This is a genomic window from Acidovorax sp. PRC11 (assembly GCF_031844105.1).
GTDB lineage: Bacteria > Pseudomonadota > Gammaproteobacteria > Burkholderiales > Burkholderiaceae_C > Paracidovorax.
The window spans coordinates 143,571-158,679 of sequence record NZ_JAUZUQ010000005.1 but is presented as its reverse complement, the minus strand read 5'-3'; the positions used below and the strand labels follow the sequence as shown (position 1 = coordinate 158,679).

General features: G+C 72.2%; 16 protein-coding genes. 13 read left to right on the top strand and 3 right to left on the bottom strand.

What is annotated here, in order from left to right; translation table 11 throughout:
• Nucleotides 1-184 precede the first annotated feature (184 nt).
• Complete coding sequence (locus Q9R47_RS07720) at nt 185-1,258, bottom strand: porin (RefSeq protein WP_311232621.1); 1,074 nt, start codon at nt 1,256-1,258, stop codon at nt 185-187.
• A 297-nt stretch (nt 1,259-1,555) separates the two neighbouring features.
• Between Q9R47_RS07720 and coq7 the strand changes: the two genes are divergently transcribed.
• Nucleotides 1,556-2,173, top strand: a complete 618-nt coding sequence (gene coq7, locus Q9R47_RS07715; RefSeq protein ID WP_311232620.1) for a 2-polyprenyl-3-methyl-6-methoxy-1,4-benzoquinone monooxygenase — start codon at nt 1,556-1,558, stop codon at nt 2,171-2,173.
• A gap of 75 nt (nt 2,174-2,248) precedes the next feature.
• Here coq7 and Q9R47_RS07710 read toward each other — a convergent pair whose 3' ends face one another.
• Nucleotides 2,249-2,698 carry an OsmC family protein gene (locus tag Q9R47_RS07710; RefSeq protein WP_311232619.1) on the bottom strand — a complete coding sequence of 150 codons (450 nt, stop codon included), beginning with the start codon at nt 2,696-2,698 and terminating at the stop codon, nt 2,249-2,251.
• 343 nt (nt 2,699-3,041) lie between these two features.
• Here Q9R47_RS07710 and ilvA point away from each other — a divergent pair, with 343 nt between their 5' ends.
• From ilvA to Q9R47_RS07695, 3 genes are all read left to right on the top strand, one after another.
• On the top strand, nt 3,042-4,634 hold the full coding sequence (gene ilvA, locus Q9R47_RS07705; protein WP_311232618.1) for a threonine ammonia-lyase, biosynthetic: 1,593 nt from the start codon (nt 3,042-3,044) through the stop codon (nt 4,632-4,634).
• 73 nt (nt 4,635-4,707) lie between these two features.
• Nucleotides 4,708-5,520: an adenosylcobinamide-GDP ribazoletransferase gene (gene cobS, locus Q9R47_RS07700; RefSeq protein WP_311232617.1), complete on the top strand. Its 813-nt coding sequence runs from the start codon at nt 4,708-4,710 to the stop codon at nt 5,518-5,520.
• Nucleotides 5,517-6,119, top strand: coding sequence for a histidine phosphatase family protein (locus Q9R47_RS07695; protein WP_311232616.1), 603 nt, complete (start codon nt 5,517-5,519; stop codon nt 6,117-6,119). Before cobS ends, Q9R47_RS07695 begins: the two co-directional genes overlap by 4 nt.
• Before the next feature lie 44 nt (nt 6,120-6,163).
• Here the strand turns inward: Q9R47_RS07695 and Q9R47_RS07690 are convergent, their stop codons facing one another.
• A complete protein-coding gene (locus Q9R47_RS07690) occupies nt 6,164-6,607 on the bottom strand; it encodes a type II secretion system protein N (protein ID WP_311232615.1) in 444 nt (147 codons plus the stop codon).
• 23 nt (nt 6,608-6,630) lie between these two features.
• On the opposite strand from Q9R47_RS07690, the gene gspG reads away from it, so the two are divergent.
• The 9 genes from gspG to gspD all read left to right on the top strand — a co-directional run bounded on the left by gspG (nt 6,631) and on the right by gspD (nt 15,075).
• Entirely contained in the window at nt 6,631-7,119 is a 489-nt protein-coding gene (gspG, locus tag Q9R47_RS07685) for a type II secretion system major pseudopilin GspG (RefSeq protein ID WP_311232614.1), read from the top strand.
• Nucleotides 7,094-7,561, top strand: a complete 468-nt coding sequence (locus Q9R47_RS07680) for a prepilin-type N-terminal cleavage/methylation domain-containing protein (protein WP_311232613.1) — start codon at nt 7,094-7,096, stop codon at nt 7,559-7,561. Before gspG ends, Q9R47_RS07680 begins: the two co-directional genes overlap by 26 nt.
• On the top strand, nt 7,558-7,932 hold the full coding sequence (gene gspI / locus Q9R47_RS07675; protein ID WP_311232612.1) for a type II secretion system minor pseudopilin GspI: 375 nt from the start codon (nt 7,558-7,560) through the stop codon (nt 7,930-7,932). Before Q9R47_RS07680 ends, gspI begins: the two co-directional genes overlap by 4 nt.
• A gap of 2 nt (nt 7,933-7,934) precedes the next feature.
• Nucleotides 7,935-8,660 carry a prepilin-type N-terminal cleavage/methylation domain-containing protein gene (locus tag Q9R47_RS07670; protein ID WP_311232721.1) on the top strand — a complete coding sequence of 242 codons (726 nt, stop codon included), beginning with the start codon at nt 7,935-7,937 and terminating at the stop codon, nt 8,658-8,660.
• Nucleotides 8,657-9,751, top strand: a complete 1,095-nt coding sequence (gene gspK, locus Q9R47_RS07665; RefSeq protein ID WP_311232611.1) for a type II secretion system minor pseudopilin GspK — start codon at nt 8,657-8,659, stop codon at nt 9,749-9,751. Before Q9R47_RS07670 ends, gspK begins: the two co-directional genes overlap by 4 nt.
• Before the next feature lie 64 nt (nt 9,752-9,815).
• A complete protein-coding gene (gspL, locus tag Q9R47_RS07660) occupies nt 9,816-11,093 on the top strand; it encodes a type II secretion system protein GspL (RefSeq protein ID WP_311232610.1) in 1,278 nt (425 codons plus the stop codon).
• Complete coding sequence (gspM, locus tag Q9R47_RS07655; RefSeq protein WP_311232609.1) at nt 11,090-11,737, top strand: type II secretion system protein GspM; 648 nt, start codon at nt 11,090-11,092, stop codon at nt 11,735-11,737. Before gspL ends, gspM begins: the two co-directional genes overlap by 4 nt.
• A gap of 69 nt (nt 11,738-11,806) precedes the next feature.
• Complete coding sequence (gene gspN / locus Q9R47_RS07650) at nt 11,807-12,622, top strand: type II secretion system protein N (RefSeq protein ID WP_404977116.1); 816 nt, start codon at nt 11,807-11,809, stop codon at nt 12,620-12,622.
• A 5-nt stretch (nt 12,623-12,627) separates the two neighbouring features.
• Nucleotides 12,628-15,075 carry a type II secretion system secretin GspD gene (gspD, locus tag Q9R47_RS07645; RefSeq protein WP_311232608.1) on the top strand — a complete coding sequence of 816 codons (2,448 nt, stop codon included), beginning with the start codon at nt 12,628-12,630 and terminating at the stop codon, nt 15,073-15,075.
• Nucleotides 15,076-15,109 lie beyond the last annotated feature (34 nt).

Genomic DNA, 15,109 nt, shown 5'->3' with positions numbered 1-15,109 from the left:
CTCTTTCTGCGGAAGGGATGAGGGAACTTTCATTCTAGAAATCAATGCCTTCCACCGAAACCGGCGGTCGCGTGGGAATCACAGTCGTTTTCCCTTAGTGCCTGTTACCTTCGTGACAAAAAAAAACGCTGCCCGAAGGCAGCGTTTTCGACTTGCTGGTCAAGCTGGCGAAGCCAGCGGGACATCAGAAAGCGTGGCGGACACCGACTTGCACGCCGGTCTGGTTGTTGCCCAGGCCAGGACCTGCAACGGTCAGACCCTTGGTGGGCAGGCCCAGGTTGGAGTTGTCCTTGTTCTTCAGGTAAGCCACGGTGCCGTACAGAGCGGTGCGCTTGGACAGGTTGTGGACATAGCCCAGGGACAGCTGGTGTGCCTTGGAGTCGATGGCCTTCTGGTCGTACAGGGCGTATTGCAGCTTGAATTCGCCAGCGCCGACGGGCATGGAAGCGCCCAGAGCGTAGTTGTTGAACTTGGCGTCGCCGGAGAAGGCGTTGCCTTCGTACTTCGATTGCTGAGCGATGGCGATCAGCTTGGCCACGTTCAGGTTGTACGAAGCGCCGATCGTCAGGATGTTGTGCTTGCCAGCGGTGGAAAGGCCACCCAGCGTGAAGCCGATGTTGCGCTGGTCGTAGGCCACGGTCACGCTCAGGGGACCGTTGTCGTAGGCGCCGAAGCCGCCGATGTAACGGCCAGCCTTGCCGGTGGTCTGCTCGTCGAAGCCATAACCCAGGCCGCCGGTGAAGCCGCCGAAGTTGGGCGTGTAGTAGCTCAGCATGTTGCTGGAGCGGATGTTGTTCGTGTCAGCGGTCACGCCGGTAGCGCCGTTTGCGCCGAGCCATTCGTTCCAGCCGTTGAATTGGCCGATGCCAGCTTGGCCGAACAGGTCGTAGCCGCTGACCTTGGAGTAGCTGGGGGTCAGTTCGCGGCCCATGCGCACTTCACCGAAGTTGCCCATCAGGCTGATCGTGGAACGGCGTTGGAAGTTGAAGCCGTTGGCGTTGCCGTTGTCACCGAAGATCTCGCCTTCGAGCCAGAAGCCAGCCTTCAGGCCGCCACCCAGGTCTTCCGTGCCACGGAAGCCCAGACGGCTCGTAGCGTTGCCGCTGGAGGTCAGGCCGTACACGCTGTCACCGGCAGCGTTGGCGTGGTTCACGTAGGTCACGCCCGTGTCGACGATACCGAACATCGTGACGGAAGATTGAGCCATTGCGGCGCCGGAAGCAGCCAGCACGGCCAGGGCAATCAGGGATTTTTTCATTGCGAGTTACTCCAAGGTTAAACGAGGGCGCCGGTTCGGGGGGCTGGTACGCACGACAGGCGCAGTCCGCCAACCCCGGGCCAACCTCCTGGTGGGGAAGTTGTCCTTATTGCAACAGACGCCGTTCCGTTTCGCAAAGGAATTCCCTCACAATCGCCGCGAAAGGCCCTTTTCGTTGCAGCATCGCAACACACGGCCGGCAGCGCCCCTGAACGGATAACGGGCGAGACGGCTGTGGGGCCGTGTGCTATTCATTTCGCAGCAACGCACCCTTCCCGATCATCGAGATTCATTGCCATGGACCAGCTCCTGATAGCCGCGGACAACGCCCTGCGCACCCTCTTCGCCAAGCCCCGCGCAGCCCAGCCTTCTCCCGCGAAGGGCCTCCCGGAAGGCGACCTGTCGGCCGCGCAGCGGCGCGAGGCGGGCGCGCTCATGCGCGTGAACCATGTGGGCGAAGTATGCGCCCAGGCACTCTACATGGGCCAGGCCTCCGTGACGCGCGATCCGGCGCTGCGCGCGCACCTGCTGGAAGCCGCGCGCGAGGAAACCGACCACCTGGCCTGGACGGCGGAGCGCATCGAGGCGCTGGGCAGCCGGCCCAGCCTGCTCAACCCCCTGTGGTTCGCCGGCGCCTTCGCGATCGGCTGGGCGGCGGCGCGCGTGAGCGATGCGGCCAGCCTGGGCTTCGTCGTGGAGACGGAGAACCAGGTGTCGCGGCACCTGCAGGGCCACCTGAAGCGGATGCCGCGGCAGGATGCCGCCTCGCTGGCGGTGATCGCGCGCATGCAGGCCGACGAGGAACGCCATGCCGCGCAGGCGCGTGCCTCCGGTGCCGCGGAACTGCCGGCGCCCGTGCGCGCGGCGATGTCCGCGGCCGCCAAGGTCATGACGACCACGGCCCACTATGTATAGCGTTTCGGGGCCGCCGGGAAGCGGGGAAGACCCCGCTGGCAGCGGCCCTGCCCTTCAGCCCCCCGGCGCGGGCGCTCAGGCCTCGACGATGTCGAAGCCGGTCGTGATCTCCGCGGTCTTGCCGAGCATGATGCTGGCCGAGCAGTACTTCTCGTGGCTCATGGCGATCGCGCGTTCGACCGCGGCCGGCGGCAGCCCCCGGCCGGAGACGGTGAACTGCATGTGGATGCGCGTGAAGACCTTCGGATCGGTGTCCGCGCGCTCGGAGGTGAGCTTCACGCTGCAGCCCCGCACGTCGTGCCGGCCGCGCCGCAGGATCAGCACCACGTCGTAGGCGGTGCAACCGCCGGTGCCGGCGAGCACGGTTTCCATCGGCCGGGGAGCGAGGTTCTGGCCGCCGTTGGCGGGGTTGGCGGCATCCGGCGCTCCGTCCATCGCCAGCACGTGGCCGCTGCCGGTCTCCGCGATGAATCCCATGCCCGAGCGCGTGCCCGAGGCGCCGGTCCAGGTGACTGTGCATTCCATGTTGTTTTTTCCCATCAAATTGGCGGCGGAACGATTTTCCCCGCTCACTGCCGCAGATTTTGCTGCATCGCAGCATCGTTTGCGCTACACTAAGGCCATGCGTTGCCCGAAAGGGCTCGGCGGGGCTCCAGAGCCGGCCGACGCACCGATTGTCTCCTCCATCTCCTCAAAGGATGGATTCGGCCCCGGGTCTCACGATCCGGGGCCGTTTTTTTTGCCTCGGCGCCTGGCCGCCTCTTCGCCGCACGCGGGTCCGCCGCGCGCTCGGCCTATGATGTCGGCCCCGCCGCAGCGCCACGGTGCCTGCGGGCGGGCCGGCCTTGCATCCGCCGCCCACGCACCCATGACGACGAAGACCACCCCGCCCTCCCCCGCCCTGGCTCCCGCCGACTACCTCAAGAAGATCCTCACGGCGCGCGTCTACGACGTGGCCGTCGAATCCGCGCTGGAGCCCGCGCGCGCCCTGGGCCGCCGGCTGCACAACACGGTGCTGCTCAAGCGCGAGGACCAGCAGCCCGTGTTCAGCTTCAAGCTGCGGGGCGCCTACAACAAGATGGCCCACCTCTCGCCCGAGCAGCTGCAACGCGGGGTGATCTGCGCCTCCGCCGGCAACCATGCGCAGGGCGTCGCGATGAGCGCCAAGCGCCTGGGCGCGCGCGCGGTGGTGGTGATGCCGACGACGACGCCGCAGCTGAAGGTGGACGCCGTGAAGACGCTCGGCGGCGAGGTGGTGCTGCACGGCGACAGCTATTCCGACGCCTACGAGCACGCGGCCCGGCTGCAGCAGGAGCAGGACCTGACCTTCGTGCACCCGTTCGACGATCCCGACGTGATCGCCGGGCAGGGCACGATCGCGATGGAGATCCTGCGGCAGCTGCAGAGCCTGGGCAGCAACCGGCTGGACGCCGTGTTCGTCGCGATCGGCGGCGGCGGCCTGGTGAGCGGCGTGGCGAACTACATCAAGGCCGTGCGGCCGGAGATCCGCATCATCGGCGTGCAGATGAACGATTCCGACGCCATGGCGCAGTCGGTGGCGTCGGGCCGCCGCGTGGCCCTGTCCGACGTGGGCCTGTTCTCCGACGGCACGGCCGTGAAGCTGGTGGGCGAGGAAACCTTCCGCGTGGCGAGCGGGCTCGTGGACGAGTTCATCACGGTCGACACCGATGCCGTGTGCGCCGCGATCAAGGACATCTTCGTGGACACGCGCAGCATCGTCGAGCCGGCCGGCGCGCTCGCCGTGGCGGCGATCAAGCAGTACGTGGCCGAGCGCAAGACGCGCGGCGAGACCTATGCGGCGATCCTGTGCGGCGCCAACATGAATTTCGACCGGCTGCGCTTCGTGGCCGAGCGCGCCGAAGTGGGCGAGGAGCGCGAGGCGCTGCTGGCCGTGACGATTCCCGAAGAGCGCGGCAGCTTCCGGCGCTTCTGCGAGGTGGTGGGGCAGCTGCCGGGCGGGCCGCGCAACGTGACCGAGTTCAACTACCGCATCAGCGATGCCGCCCGGGCCCATGTGTTCGTCGGCCTCACCACGCACGGCAAGGGCGAATCGGAGAAGATCGCGCGCAATTTCCAGCGCCACGGCTTCGAGGCGCTGGACCTGACGCACGACGAGCTGGCCAAGGAGCACCTGCGCCACCTCGTGGGCGGACGTTCGGGCCTGGCGCAGGACGAGCGGCTGCTGCGCATCGTCTTCCCCGAGCGGCCCGGCGCGCTGTTCAAGTTCCTGAGCATGATGCAGCCGAGCTGGAACATCAGCCTCTTCCATTACCGCAACCAGGGCGCGGACTACGGCCGCATCCTCGTGGGCATGCAGGTGCCGGCGAGCGACGCCGGCGCCTTCGACGCGTTCCTGCAGACGCTGGGCTATCCCTACGTGGAGGAAACGCAGAACCCGGCGTACCGGCTGTTCCTGCAGGCGCCCGCGGGCCGGGGCTGACGGCGTCCGGCCCCATGCCGCGGCAACTCCGCCCGATCCGGCCCTCCCGCGTGCGCCCTTCCTGACTTCCCGCATGCAGGCCGTACGCCATTTCCTGCTGGCCGTGCAGTTCTTCACCCGCATTCCGGTGACGGGCCGGTGCGCCGAATGGGTGGGCTTCAGCCCGGCCATGCTGCGCGCCAGCGCGGCGCATTTTCCGGGCGTGGGCTGGCTCGTGGCGGGCGTGGCGGTGGCCGTGTATGTGCTGCTGCAGGCGCGGCTGGGCCCGGGGCCGCTCGCCGCGCTGACCTGCGCCTCGCTCAGCACCGCCGCCACCGTGCTGGTGACGGGTGGCTTCCACGAGGACGGGCTCGCCGACGTGGCGGACGGACTGGGCGGCAGCGCGCAGCGCGAGCGGGCGCTGGAGATCATGAAGGATTCGCGGATCGGCGCGTTCGGTGCGATGGCGCTGGTGCTCGCGCTCGCCGCCAAGCTGGCGCTGCTCGCGCTGCTGGGGCGGAACGGCGGGACCGCCGCGGCCTGCGCGCTGGCCGGCGCGCATGTGGTGTCGCGCTTCTGGCCGCTGCTGCTGGTGCGCACGCTGCCCCACGTGGGCGACACGGCCACCTCGAAAAGCAAGCCGCTGGCCGACCGCATCGCCGGTCCGGCCCTGCTGGCCGCCGCGGCCTGGACGGTGCCTGCCGTCGTGCTGTTGTTGTGGCTGCCGGGCCCGGGCGCGGCGCTGGGCGCGCTGGGCGCGAGCGCGCTGGCGGCCTGGGTGATGCGCGGCTGGTTCGCACGGCGCCTGCAGGGCTTCACGGGCGATGGCCTGGGAGCCACGCAGCAGGTGTGCGAGATCGCGTTCTACCTGGGCCTGGCGCTGGCGCTCGGGCCATCGCCCGCATGACGCCGCAGCCGCCGCGCCTCTGGCTGGTGCGGCATGCCGCGCCGTGCATCGCTGCGGGAACCTGCTACGGGTCGCTCGACGTGGACGCCGATCCGGCCGCCACGCACGAGGCAGCCCGGCGCCTGGCCGCCGCCCTGCCCGGTCGCGCCGTGCTGCGGCACTCGCCGCTGGCGCGCTGCGCGCAGCTGGCCCGGGCCCTGGAGGCGCTGCGGCCGGATCTCGCCGCACGGCCGGACGCGCGGCTCGCCGAGATGGACTTCGGTACCTGGGAGGGCCGGCCATGGAACGCCATCGGCCGCGATGCGGTGGATGCGTGGACAGCGGACTTCACGGGCCATGCGCCGGGCGGCGGCGAAAGCCTCGCGCGCATGCTGGAGCGGGTGGCGGCCGCGCTCGCCGAAGCGCGGGCCGGATGCGCCGCCCAGGCGGCAGGGGACATGGTGTGGATCACGCACGCCGGCGTGGCGCGCTGCGTGCGCTGGTGCCTGCAGGCACCGGGCCGCATGCCGCGGGCCGACGAGTGGCCCGTGGCCGCACCGGCCTTCGGAGAATGGGACTGCATGGCACTGCAAGAAGCCCCTGTGAGCGAACGCGGCTGACATCCGCCCGGCGGAGGTTGCTCGCCTGCCGCAGCGCCGGTGGCTCAGCCTCCTTTTTCGGGCACTTCGAGCGTGACCGCGCCTTCGGTGCCTTCGGACGGTCCCAGGCGCACCTGCCGGCGGCCCAGCGATTTCACGACGAGGCCGTCGGTCACCGCGGCCCCGAGACGGAACGGACGCGCGGGCTGGTTGTCTATGGCGATGAGGGCCGCGCCGCCGCCGCTCGCCGTGCCGGCCAGGACGCCCTGCAGCACGAACCGGCTGGGCGTGGCCACCACGGGCGCGGCCGGTGCCGGGCCCGCGCCCAGCAGGCGAGCGAGCGCCTGGGCGTCGGGCAGCGGCGGAGCGGGGGCGGCCACGGGCGCGGAAACCAGGGGAGGCCGCACCGCGAGCTTGAGTCCCCAGTAGACGAGGCTGGCCCCCGCGAGGGCCCACAGCGCGAGCGTGCCGAGCCGCAGCCCCCAGGGAGCGGAGGTGTTTGTCATCATGTCCCGATTATCATTGACCGCATATGTTTCCCACATTTCAGAACACCGTGATTCCCCGCAACGCAGGCGCCCTCGCACGGGGCGCACGGAATGCCCGCCGCCGGATCGCGCGCGGCTTCACGCTGATCGAGCTGATGGTGGTGCTCGTGATCATCGGCGTGCTGGCCGCGCTGATCGTGCCCAACGTGATCGACCGCGCGGACGACGCCCGCGTGACGGCCGCCCGCACCGACATCACCAACATCGTCCAGGCCCTGAAGCTCTACCGCCTGGACAACCAGCGCTATCCCACCGCGGAGCAGGGCCTGCAGGCGCTGATCGCCAAGCCCACGAACGGCCCCGTGCCGGGCAACTGGCGCCCCTACCTGGAGAAGCTGCCCAACGATCCCTGGGGCCGCCCCTACCAGTACCTGAATCCGGGCATCAAGGGCGAAGTGGACGTGATGTCCTTCGGCGCCGACGGCCAGTCGGGCGGCGAGGGCAAGAATGCCGACGTCGGCAGCTGGCAGTAAGGGCGGGACGCGCCGCTCCCGTCCCCGCTCCGGGGGCTTCACGCTGCTGGAGCTGCTGGTGGTGGTGGCGCTGATCGCCATCGCCACGGCGGGCGTGGGGTTCGCCCTGCGGGACGACGGCAGGACGGCCCTGCAGCGCGAGGGCGAACGCCTCGCCGCGCTGCTGGAAGCCGGCAGGGCGCAGTCGCGCGCCTCGGGCGCCCCGGTGCGCTGGCGCGCCGCGGGTGGAACGTTCCGCTTCGAAGGATTGCCGGGAAATCCCGCGCCGGGCGCCTGGCTGGATGCCTCCACCTACGTGGTCGGGCCGGCGCTGCTGCAGCTCGGTCCCGAGCCGCTCATCGCGCCGCAGCAGGTGGTGATCGCGAACCAGGCCCACCCGGGCCGGGCGGTGCGCGTGGCGACCGACGGCCTGCGCCCGTTCACCGCGGAGGCGCTGCAGTGACGCCCGGGCGCCGCCCCGGCACGCAGGCCGGCTTCACGCTCGTGGAGGTGCTGGTGGCGCTGGCCATCGTCGCCATCGCGCTCACGGCCGGCACGCAGGCCACCTCGGCGCTGGCGCGCAATGCCGCGCGGCAGGCCGACGTGATGCTGGCGCACGTGTGCGCCGAGAACGAACTCGTGAAGGTGCGGCTGTCGCGCCAGATGCCGTCCATCGGCGACAGCACCGTGCCCTGCGAGCAGGCCGGGCTGCGCTACGACGTGGCGGTGGCCGTGCGGCCGACGCCCAATCCGCAGTTCCGCCGCGTGGACGCGCAGGTGTTCGACGCCGCGGGCCCGGTGCTGCGGCTGTCCACGATCGTCGGGCGGTATTGATGATGAGGCCTGCACGCCTGGTGCTGCACGGCGCCCCCCGCACGCCGGTCCTCCGGATTGCCGGTTTCACCCTCGTCGAACTGCTGGTCGCCATCGCGGTCATGGCGCTGCTGGCGATCATGAGCTGGCGCGGCCTGGACGGCATGGCGCGCGCGCAGGAACAGACCCGCGCCCGCTCCGATGACCTGCTGGTGATGCAGGCGGCACTGTCGCAATGGGCGGCCGATCTGGACGCCGTGCAGGCGATCGACCAGACCACGCCGATCGCCTGGGATGGGCAGGTGCTGCGCCTGACGCGCCGCGGCAGCGCCACGCCCGACGAAGGCGCTTTCGTGGTGGCCTGGGCGCGGCGTGCCGTGGGCGGCACGGACCAGTGGCTGCGCTGGCAGTCGCCGCCGCTGCGCACGCTGGGTGAATGGAATACCGCGTGGCAGCGCGCCGCGCTGTGGGCACGCTCGGGGGGCGCGGGCGGCGCGGCCACCGAGCGCGGAGAGACCGTGCTGATGCCGCTGCAGGACTGGCGCCTGTTCTATTACCGCGACGGCGCCTGGTACAACGCCCTGTCGAGCAGCGCCACGGCCCCGGTCGCGCAGACCCTGGGCCCCACCGCGCCCACCACGATCCCCGACGGCGTGCGGCTGCAGCTGGTGCTGCCGCCCGGTCGGGCGCTCGCCGGCACCGTCACGCGCGACTGGGTCAACCCGACCAACGGCGGAGGCAAGTCGTGAAGCGCGCGGCGGCCCCTGTGCAGCGCCCCCGGCCGGCGGCGGCGCGCGGCGCGGCGCTGCTGGCGGCCATGCTCACCGTCACCCTGGTGGCCACGTTCGCGGCGACGGCCATGTGGCAGCAGTGGCGCGCCGTCGAGGTGGAAACGTCGGAGCGCGCGCGGGTGCAGTCCGCCTGGCTGCTGGTCGGGGCGCTCGACTGGTCGCGGCTGATCCTGCGGGAGGACCTGTTCGCCCGCGGCGGCGACGGCACCGACCACCTCGCCGAGCCCTGGGCGGTGCCGCTGGAGGAGGCGCGGCTGTCGACGTTCCTGGCGGCGGGCCCCGACGGCGCGGCCGCCGAGGCGGATGCGAGCACGGACACCGCCAACGCGTTCCTCTCGGGGCAGATCATCGACCTGCAATCGCGTCTCAATGTGTACAACCTCGTCGAGGGCAAGGCAATCTCGGCCACCGCGCTGCGCCAGTTCACCCGGCTCTTCGAATCGATGGGACTGCCGCAGCCGGAACTGCAGGGCCTCGCGGCGAACCTGCAGAGAACGCTGTCGGTGTCCGGCGGCAACGCGGCGACGGGGCCGGGCGGCGCTCCGGACGGCACGCCGGCAGCGGGACAGACCGCGGCCGCGCAGGGTTCGGCGGCCCCGCCCACCGATCTCTCGTCCGTGCCGCTGATGCCGCGCAGCTTCACGCAACTCACCTGGCTGGGGCTCTCGCCCGCGACCGTGGCGGCGCTGGAGCCCTACGCGACGCTGCTGCCGCGGCGCACGCCCGTGAACATCAACACCGCGAGCGCGCAGGTGCTGCAGGCGAGCATCGACGGGCTGGACATGGCCGGCGCGCAGCGGCTGGTGCAGGCGCGGGAATCGCAGCATTTCAAGACGCTGTCGGATGCCAGCCGGCAGCTGGGCGGCACGCTGCAGATCGCCTCCGAGACGCATTCGACCATGTCCGCATACTACGAAGTGCGGGGCCGGCTGCGCCTGGGCGACACCGTGGTGGAGGAGCGATCGCTGGTCTACAAGGCGGGCTCGACGGCGCGCACGCTGTGGCGCGAGCGCGGTGCGTTCGTAAGGAGCACCGCGCCTGCGACCTGAGCGGCGCGCGGGCCGCCGGCCGACCGTCATGCGAGGCCCCTAAAATGGCCCGCGAATTCCATCCATGAGCACCCTCGTCCTTTTCCTGCCCCCGGGCAGCGCCCCCGGTCCGGCCACCGAATTCAGCTATGCGCTGACCACGGACGGCCATACCGCGACCCGCCATGACAGCGCCCCCGCCCCGCTGCTGCCCGATCCGGGCCGCGCGGGCGAGGTGGTGGCCGTCGTGCCCATCCGCGCATTGTCCTGGCAGCGGGTCACGCTGCCGCAGGGTGCGGGCGCGCAGGCCCCGCGCCTGCGGGCCGTGCTGGAAGGCCTGCTCGAGGAGCGGCTGCTGGACGATCCGCAGCAATTGCACTTCGCGCTGGAGCCCGGCGCGCGGCCCGGCGTGCCGGTCTGGGTCGCCGTCTGCGACCGGGCCTGGCTGCGCGCGTCGCTGCAGGCCCTGGAGGCCGCGGGCCGCCCCGTGCAGCGGATCGTGCCGGAGTTCGCGCCCGGCACGGGCGACGAGGGCCCCTCCGGCTACTTCGTGATCGGCACGCCCGAAGACCCGTTCCTGGTGGCCGCCGGACAGGGGCCGGATGCCGTGCCGGCGGTGCTGCCGCTCTCGCCCGCCGCGCTGCAGCTCACGGGCGCGGTGCGCCCCGGCAGCCCGGACAACCTGGGCATCACGGGCGAACAGCAGGATGGGACACTGCCCGAGGTGCTGGCCGAGCCGGCCGTCACCACCGTGACGGAGCGAATGCTCGGCCGCCCCGCCGTGCTGCACACGGCCAGCCAGCGCGCGCTGGCGGCGGCGCGCGGCCCGTGGGATCTGGCGCAGTTCGAGTTCGCCAGCAACCGCCGCACGCGCACGCTGCGCAAGGCGGGCTCGGTCTTCGGCACCTTCGCGCGCGCCCCGCAGTGGCGCGCTGGGCGCTGGGCGCTGGGCGTGTGCGTGGCGGCCCAGCTCGTGGGCCTGAACGCCTGGGCCTGGCAGGAGCGGCAGGCGCTGGCGGCCAAGCAGGCCGGCATCCGCAGCGCGCTCACGCAGACCTTCCCGCAGGTGCAGGTGGTGGTCGACGCGCCGGTCCAGATGGAGCGCGAGGTGGCGCGGCTGCGCCAGCAGGCGGGCGGTGTCTCCACGCGCGACCTGGAACCGCTGCTGGCCGCCGCGGGCGGCGCCCTGCCCGCCGGGCGCCTGCCCACGGCGATCGACTATGCCTCCGGCGAGCTGCGCCTGCGGGGCATCGAGCTGCCACCCGATGAACTGGCCACCGCGAACGAGCGGCTGGCCGCGGCCGGCTACCAGGCCGCCCCGCAGGACGGCGCACTGCTGGTGCGCCAGGGAGCCCGCCCATGAAGCCGCTGCAGCGCACCCCGGCCCCGGCCCGGTCCACCGCGGGCGCAGGTGCCCGCACCGAGGCGCTGCGCGCCCGCTGGAAGGCGCTGGCACCGCGCGAGCAGTCGCTGGTGCTGGCCGCCGCCGCGCTGGTCGCGCTGGCGCTGCTCTGGTGGGTGCTGCTGGCGCCCGCCGTGCGCACGCTGCGCGAAGCACCGCAGCGCCATGCCGAACTCGATGCGCAGCTGCAGCGCATGCAGGCCCTGCAGGCCGAGGCGCTGCAGTTGCAGGCCGCTCCCGCGGCACCGCCCGGAGACCCGTCGCAGGCGCTGCGCACCGCCCTCACGCAGCGGCTCGGCCCCCAGGCACAGATCGCGGTCCTGGGCGACCGCGCCACGGTCACGCTGAAGGCGGCTCCCGCCGACGGGCTCGCCGAATGGCTGGCGCAGGCCCGAAGCAACGCCCGCACCGTGCCGGTCGAGGCACGGCTGGCGCGCAGCACGGCGGCCCCGGCCGCCACCACGCCGTCGGCCTCCCCGGTGACCGGCCCGGCGATCTCGCCCCGCTCGGCGGTCGCACGCGGCACACCGGCCCCGGCGCCCGCCGCCGACGATTCCATGCCGCGCTGGGACGGCACGCTGGTGCTGGCGCTGCCCGCGCGGTAGGCGCGGCAGCACCGGTCTCCCCGCAGTCCTCCTTCCGTCCCACCGCCCGGCTCCCCGCCTCCATCCACCGTGCTCCGCAGCCCTTCCCGCCCCCTCCGCGCCTCCGACACACGCCCGCCGCGCTCTCCCCGCGCCTGGGCCGTGGCCGGCTGCCTGCTGGGGGCGCTGCCCGTGCTGCTGCTGTTCGCGCCGGCCGCCTGGCTGGCCGCGGGCGTGGAGCGCGCGAGCGGCGGCCAGGTCCTGTTCGCGCAGCCGCGCGGCACGGTCTGGACCGGCTCCGCCCAACTGGTGCTGACCGGCGGCCAGGGCAGCGCCGACCGCGCCGCGCTCCCCGGCCGGCTGCACTGGCGGCTGCGGCCCGCATGGGGCGGCCTGCAGGCGCAGCTGGAGGCCGATTGCTGCACCCCGGCGCCGATCTCCGCCCGTGCCGCGCTGCGCTGGGGCGGCGTGCACGTGGCGGTGGCCGACGGCCAGAGCCAGTGGCCGGCCGCGGTGCTGTCCGGGCTCGGAACCCCCTTCAACACGCTGCAGCCCCAGGGCCGGCTGGCGCTGCGCACGCAGGGCCTGGCGCTGGACAGCGCGGCCGGGCGGGTGGTGGTGTCCGGCCAGGCGCAGCTCGATGCGCTCGGCATGTCGTCGCGCCTGTCGACGCTGCGTCCCATGGGCAGCTACCGGCTCACGCTGCAGGGCGGCGAGGCGACCACGCTGACGCTCGCCACGCTGGACGGCGCGCTGCGCCTGACGGGCAGCGGCCGCTGGATCGGGCAGCGCCTGCGCTTCGAGGGCGAGGCCACGGCCGCGCCGGAGCGCGAAGGCGCGCTCTCCAACCTTCTCAACATCATCGGACGGCGCACGGGCGCGCGATCCCTCATCACCGTCGGTTGAATCCTATGACCTCCTCGACTTCGCAGCGCCTGCGGTTCGCATTCGCCCTCCACTCCATCGCCTTCGGGGCGATGCTCGCCACGCTCTGCGGCCCGCTGCACGCGCAGGCCCCCGCCACCGGCGCCGCGCCCTCCAGCGTGCGGCCCGGCGAGCCGGTGACGCTCAATTTCGCGGGCGCCGACATCGAGGCGGTGGCGCGCACCATGGCCACCATCACCGGGCGCAACGTGGTGGTGGACCCGCGCGTGAAGGGCCAGCTCACCCTGGTCACCGAGCGGGCGGTGCCGCCGGCAGCCGCCTTCCAGCAGTTCCTCGCCGCGCTGCGGCTGCAGGGCTTCACGGTGGTGGAGACCGGGGGCCTCTACAAGGTGGTGCCGGAGGCGGACGCCAAGCTGCAGTCGGGCGGGGTGACCGTGACGCAGGGCGGCTCGGGCCGGGCGCCGGCCGGCGGGCAGATCGTCACCCAGATCTTCAAGCTGAACTTCGAAAACGCGGCCAACCTGGTGCCGGTGCTGCGGCCGCTGATCAGCCCCAACAACACCATCAACGTGAACCCCGGCAACAACTCGCTGGTGATCACCGACTACGCGGACAACCTGCAGCGCATCGCGCGCATCGTGGCGGCGATGGACGTCTCCAACGCGAGCGACGTGGAAGTGATCCCGCTGCGCAACGCCGTGGCGAGCGAACTCGCGCCGCTGGTGTCGCGCCTGGTCGAGGGCACGGGCAGCGCCGCGGGCGCGGGCGGCACCGCACCGGGCACGGCGGGCGCCGTGCCGGGGCAGAGCGATACCGCCTACCGCACGACGCTGCTGCCCGAGCCGCGCAGCAATTCGCTGATCGTGCGCGCGGCCAACCCGGCGCGCCTCGCGCTGGTGCGCACGCTGGTCGAGAAGCTGGACCAGGCGCCGATCGCGGGCAGCGGGTCGGCCTCCGGCAACATCCACGTGGTCTACCTCAAGAACGCCGACGCCACCAAGCTCGCCACCACGCTGCGCGCCGCGCTGGCCGCCTCGATGGGCAACGGCAGCGGCGGCGGGTCGTCGGCCGCGCCGTCGGTCGGCGGCGGCAGCTCGGGGTCCACGGGGCTCTCGGGGGGTTCGGGCTTCCTGCAGGCCAGCACCGGCGGCGGCATGGGCGGCACCGGCGTGGGCGGAGGCGGCTCCAGCGGCGGCGGCCTGGGCAGCAACGCGGGCAGCCTGAACAGCGCCAACAGCAACCAGCCTTCCACCGGAGGCCAGATCCAGGCCGACCCGTCCACCAACTCGCTCATCATCTCGGCGCCGGAGCCGCAGTTCCGGCAGTTGCGCGCGGTGATCGACCAGCTCGACGGCCGGCGCGCACAGGTGCTGGTGGAGAGCCTGATCGTGGAGGTCGCGGCCAACAAGGTGGCGGACTTCGGCATCCAGTGGCAGGGGGTGATGGGCAACTACGGCAGCGGCACCGTCGGCATCATCGGCACCAATTCCAGCGCGTCCGGCGGGGCGAACATCCTGAACCTGGCGCTCGCGGCGGCCAGCGGCAGCGTGAGCGGCGTCACCTCCGCCCTGGCGGCCAACGGCGCCCGCCCGGGCAACGGCCTCAACCTGGCGATCGCGCCGCGCATCAACGGCAACTACTACCTGGGCGCGCTCGCCAACTTCCTGGAAAACACGGGCGACGCCAACGTGCTCTCCACCCCCAACCTGATGACGGTGGACAACGAAGAGGCGCAGATCATCATCGGCAACAACGTGCCGTTCGTGACCGGCTCCTACGCCAACAGCACCGGCAGCAGCACCGTGAACCCGTTCACGACGGTGGAGCGCAAGGACGTGGGCCTGATGCTGCGCGTGCGCCCGCAGATCAGCGAGAACGGTACCGTGAAGCTCACGCTCTACCAGGAGGTGTCTCAGGTGGATGCGAGCACGCTGTCGCAGGCCAACGGCCCGACCACCAGCAAGCGCTCGATCGAATCGACGGTACTGGTGAACGACGGCAGCGTGATCGTGCTCGGCGGCCTGCTGGAGGACCGCTATGCGCTCGGCCAGGACAAGGTGCCGGTGATGGGCGACCTGCCCGTGGTGGGCGGCCTCTTCCGCAACGAGAACCGCTCGCGCCGCAAGACCAACCTGATGGTCTTCCTGCGGCCGGTGGTGATCCGCGACGCCGCCACCAGCGATGCGCTCATGGTGGACCGCTACGAGGCGATCCGCGCGCTGCAGCAGAACATCCAGCCGGAGCCCAGCACGGTGATGCGCGCGGTGTCGGAAGCACCGATCCTGCCGCCGCTCGCGCCCTCGCCCGCGCCGGCACCTGCCACCGCCGCCACGCCGCAGGGCGTGGTACCCGCGACGCCGGCCGTGCGCACCGCCCCGCCGGCGCCGCTGGTGCCGCTCGCGCCGCCGCCGCTGCCGCCCGCGCCCACCCGCGCCCCGGCGCCGGCCGATGCCGGGGCCTACAACCCGCAGTGACGGGCCTTTCATCCACAGCCCCCGCCACCACGCC

Excerpts from the sequence above, each read along its gene's own strand:
- gspL (WP_311232610.1), top strand. The coding sequence starts at position 9,816 with ATGAGCACCCTCGTCCTTTTCCTGCCCCCGGGCAGCGCCCCCGGTCCG.
- ilvA (WP_311232618.1), top strand. The coding sequence starts at position 3,042 with ATGACGACGAAGACCACCCCGCCCTCCCCCGCCCTGGCTCCCGCCGAC.
- Q9R47_RS07680 (WP_311232613.1), top strand. The coding sequence starts at position 7,094 with ATGCCGACGTCGGCAGCTGGCAGTAAGGGCGGGACGCGCCGCTCCCGT.
- Q9R47_RS07695 (WP_311232616.1), top strand. The coding sequence starts at position 5,517 with ATGACGCCGCAGCCGCCGCGCCTCTGGCTGGTGCGGCATGCCGCGCCG.
- gspG (WP_311232614.1), top strand. The coding sequence starts at position 6,631 with ATGTTTCCCACATTTCAGAACACCGTGATTCCCCGCAACGCAGGCGCC.
- cobS (WP_311232617.1), top strand. The coding sequence starts at position 4,708 with ATGCAGGCCGTACGCCATTTCCTGCTGGCCGTGCAGTTCTTCACCCGC.
- Q9R47_RS07720 (WP_311232621.1), bottom strand. The coding sequence starts at position 1,258 with ATGAAAAAATCCCTGATTGCCCTGGCCGTGCTGGCTGCTTCCGGCGCC.
- coq7 (WP_311232620.1), top strand. The coding sequence starts at position 1,556 with ATGGACCAGCTCCTGATAGCCGCGGACAACGCCCTGCGCACCCTCTTC.
- Q9R47_RS07710 (WP_311232619.1), bottom strand. The coding sequence starts at position 2,698 with ATGGAATGCACAGTCACCTGGACCGGCGCCTCGGGCACGCGCTCGGGC.
- Q9R47_RS07670 (WP_311232721.1), top strand. The coding sequence starts at position 7,935 with ATGAGGCCTGCACGCCTGGTGCTGCACGGCGCCCCCCGCACGCCGGTC.
- Q9R47_RS07690 (WP_311232615.1), bottom strand. The coding sequence starts at position 6,607 with ATGATGACAAACACCTCCGCTCCCTGGGGGCTGCGGCTCGGCACGCTC.
- gspM (WP_311232609.1), top strand. The coding sequence starts at position 11,090 with ATGAAGCCGCTGCAGCGCACCCCGGCCCCGGCCCGGTCCACCGCGGGC.
- gspD (WP_311232608.1), top strand. The coding sequence starts at position 12,628 with ATGACCTCCTCGACTTCGCAGCGCCTGCGGTTCGCATTCGCCCTCCAC.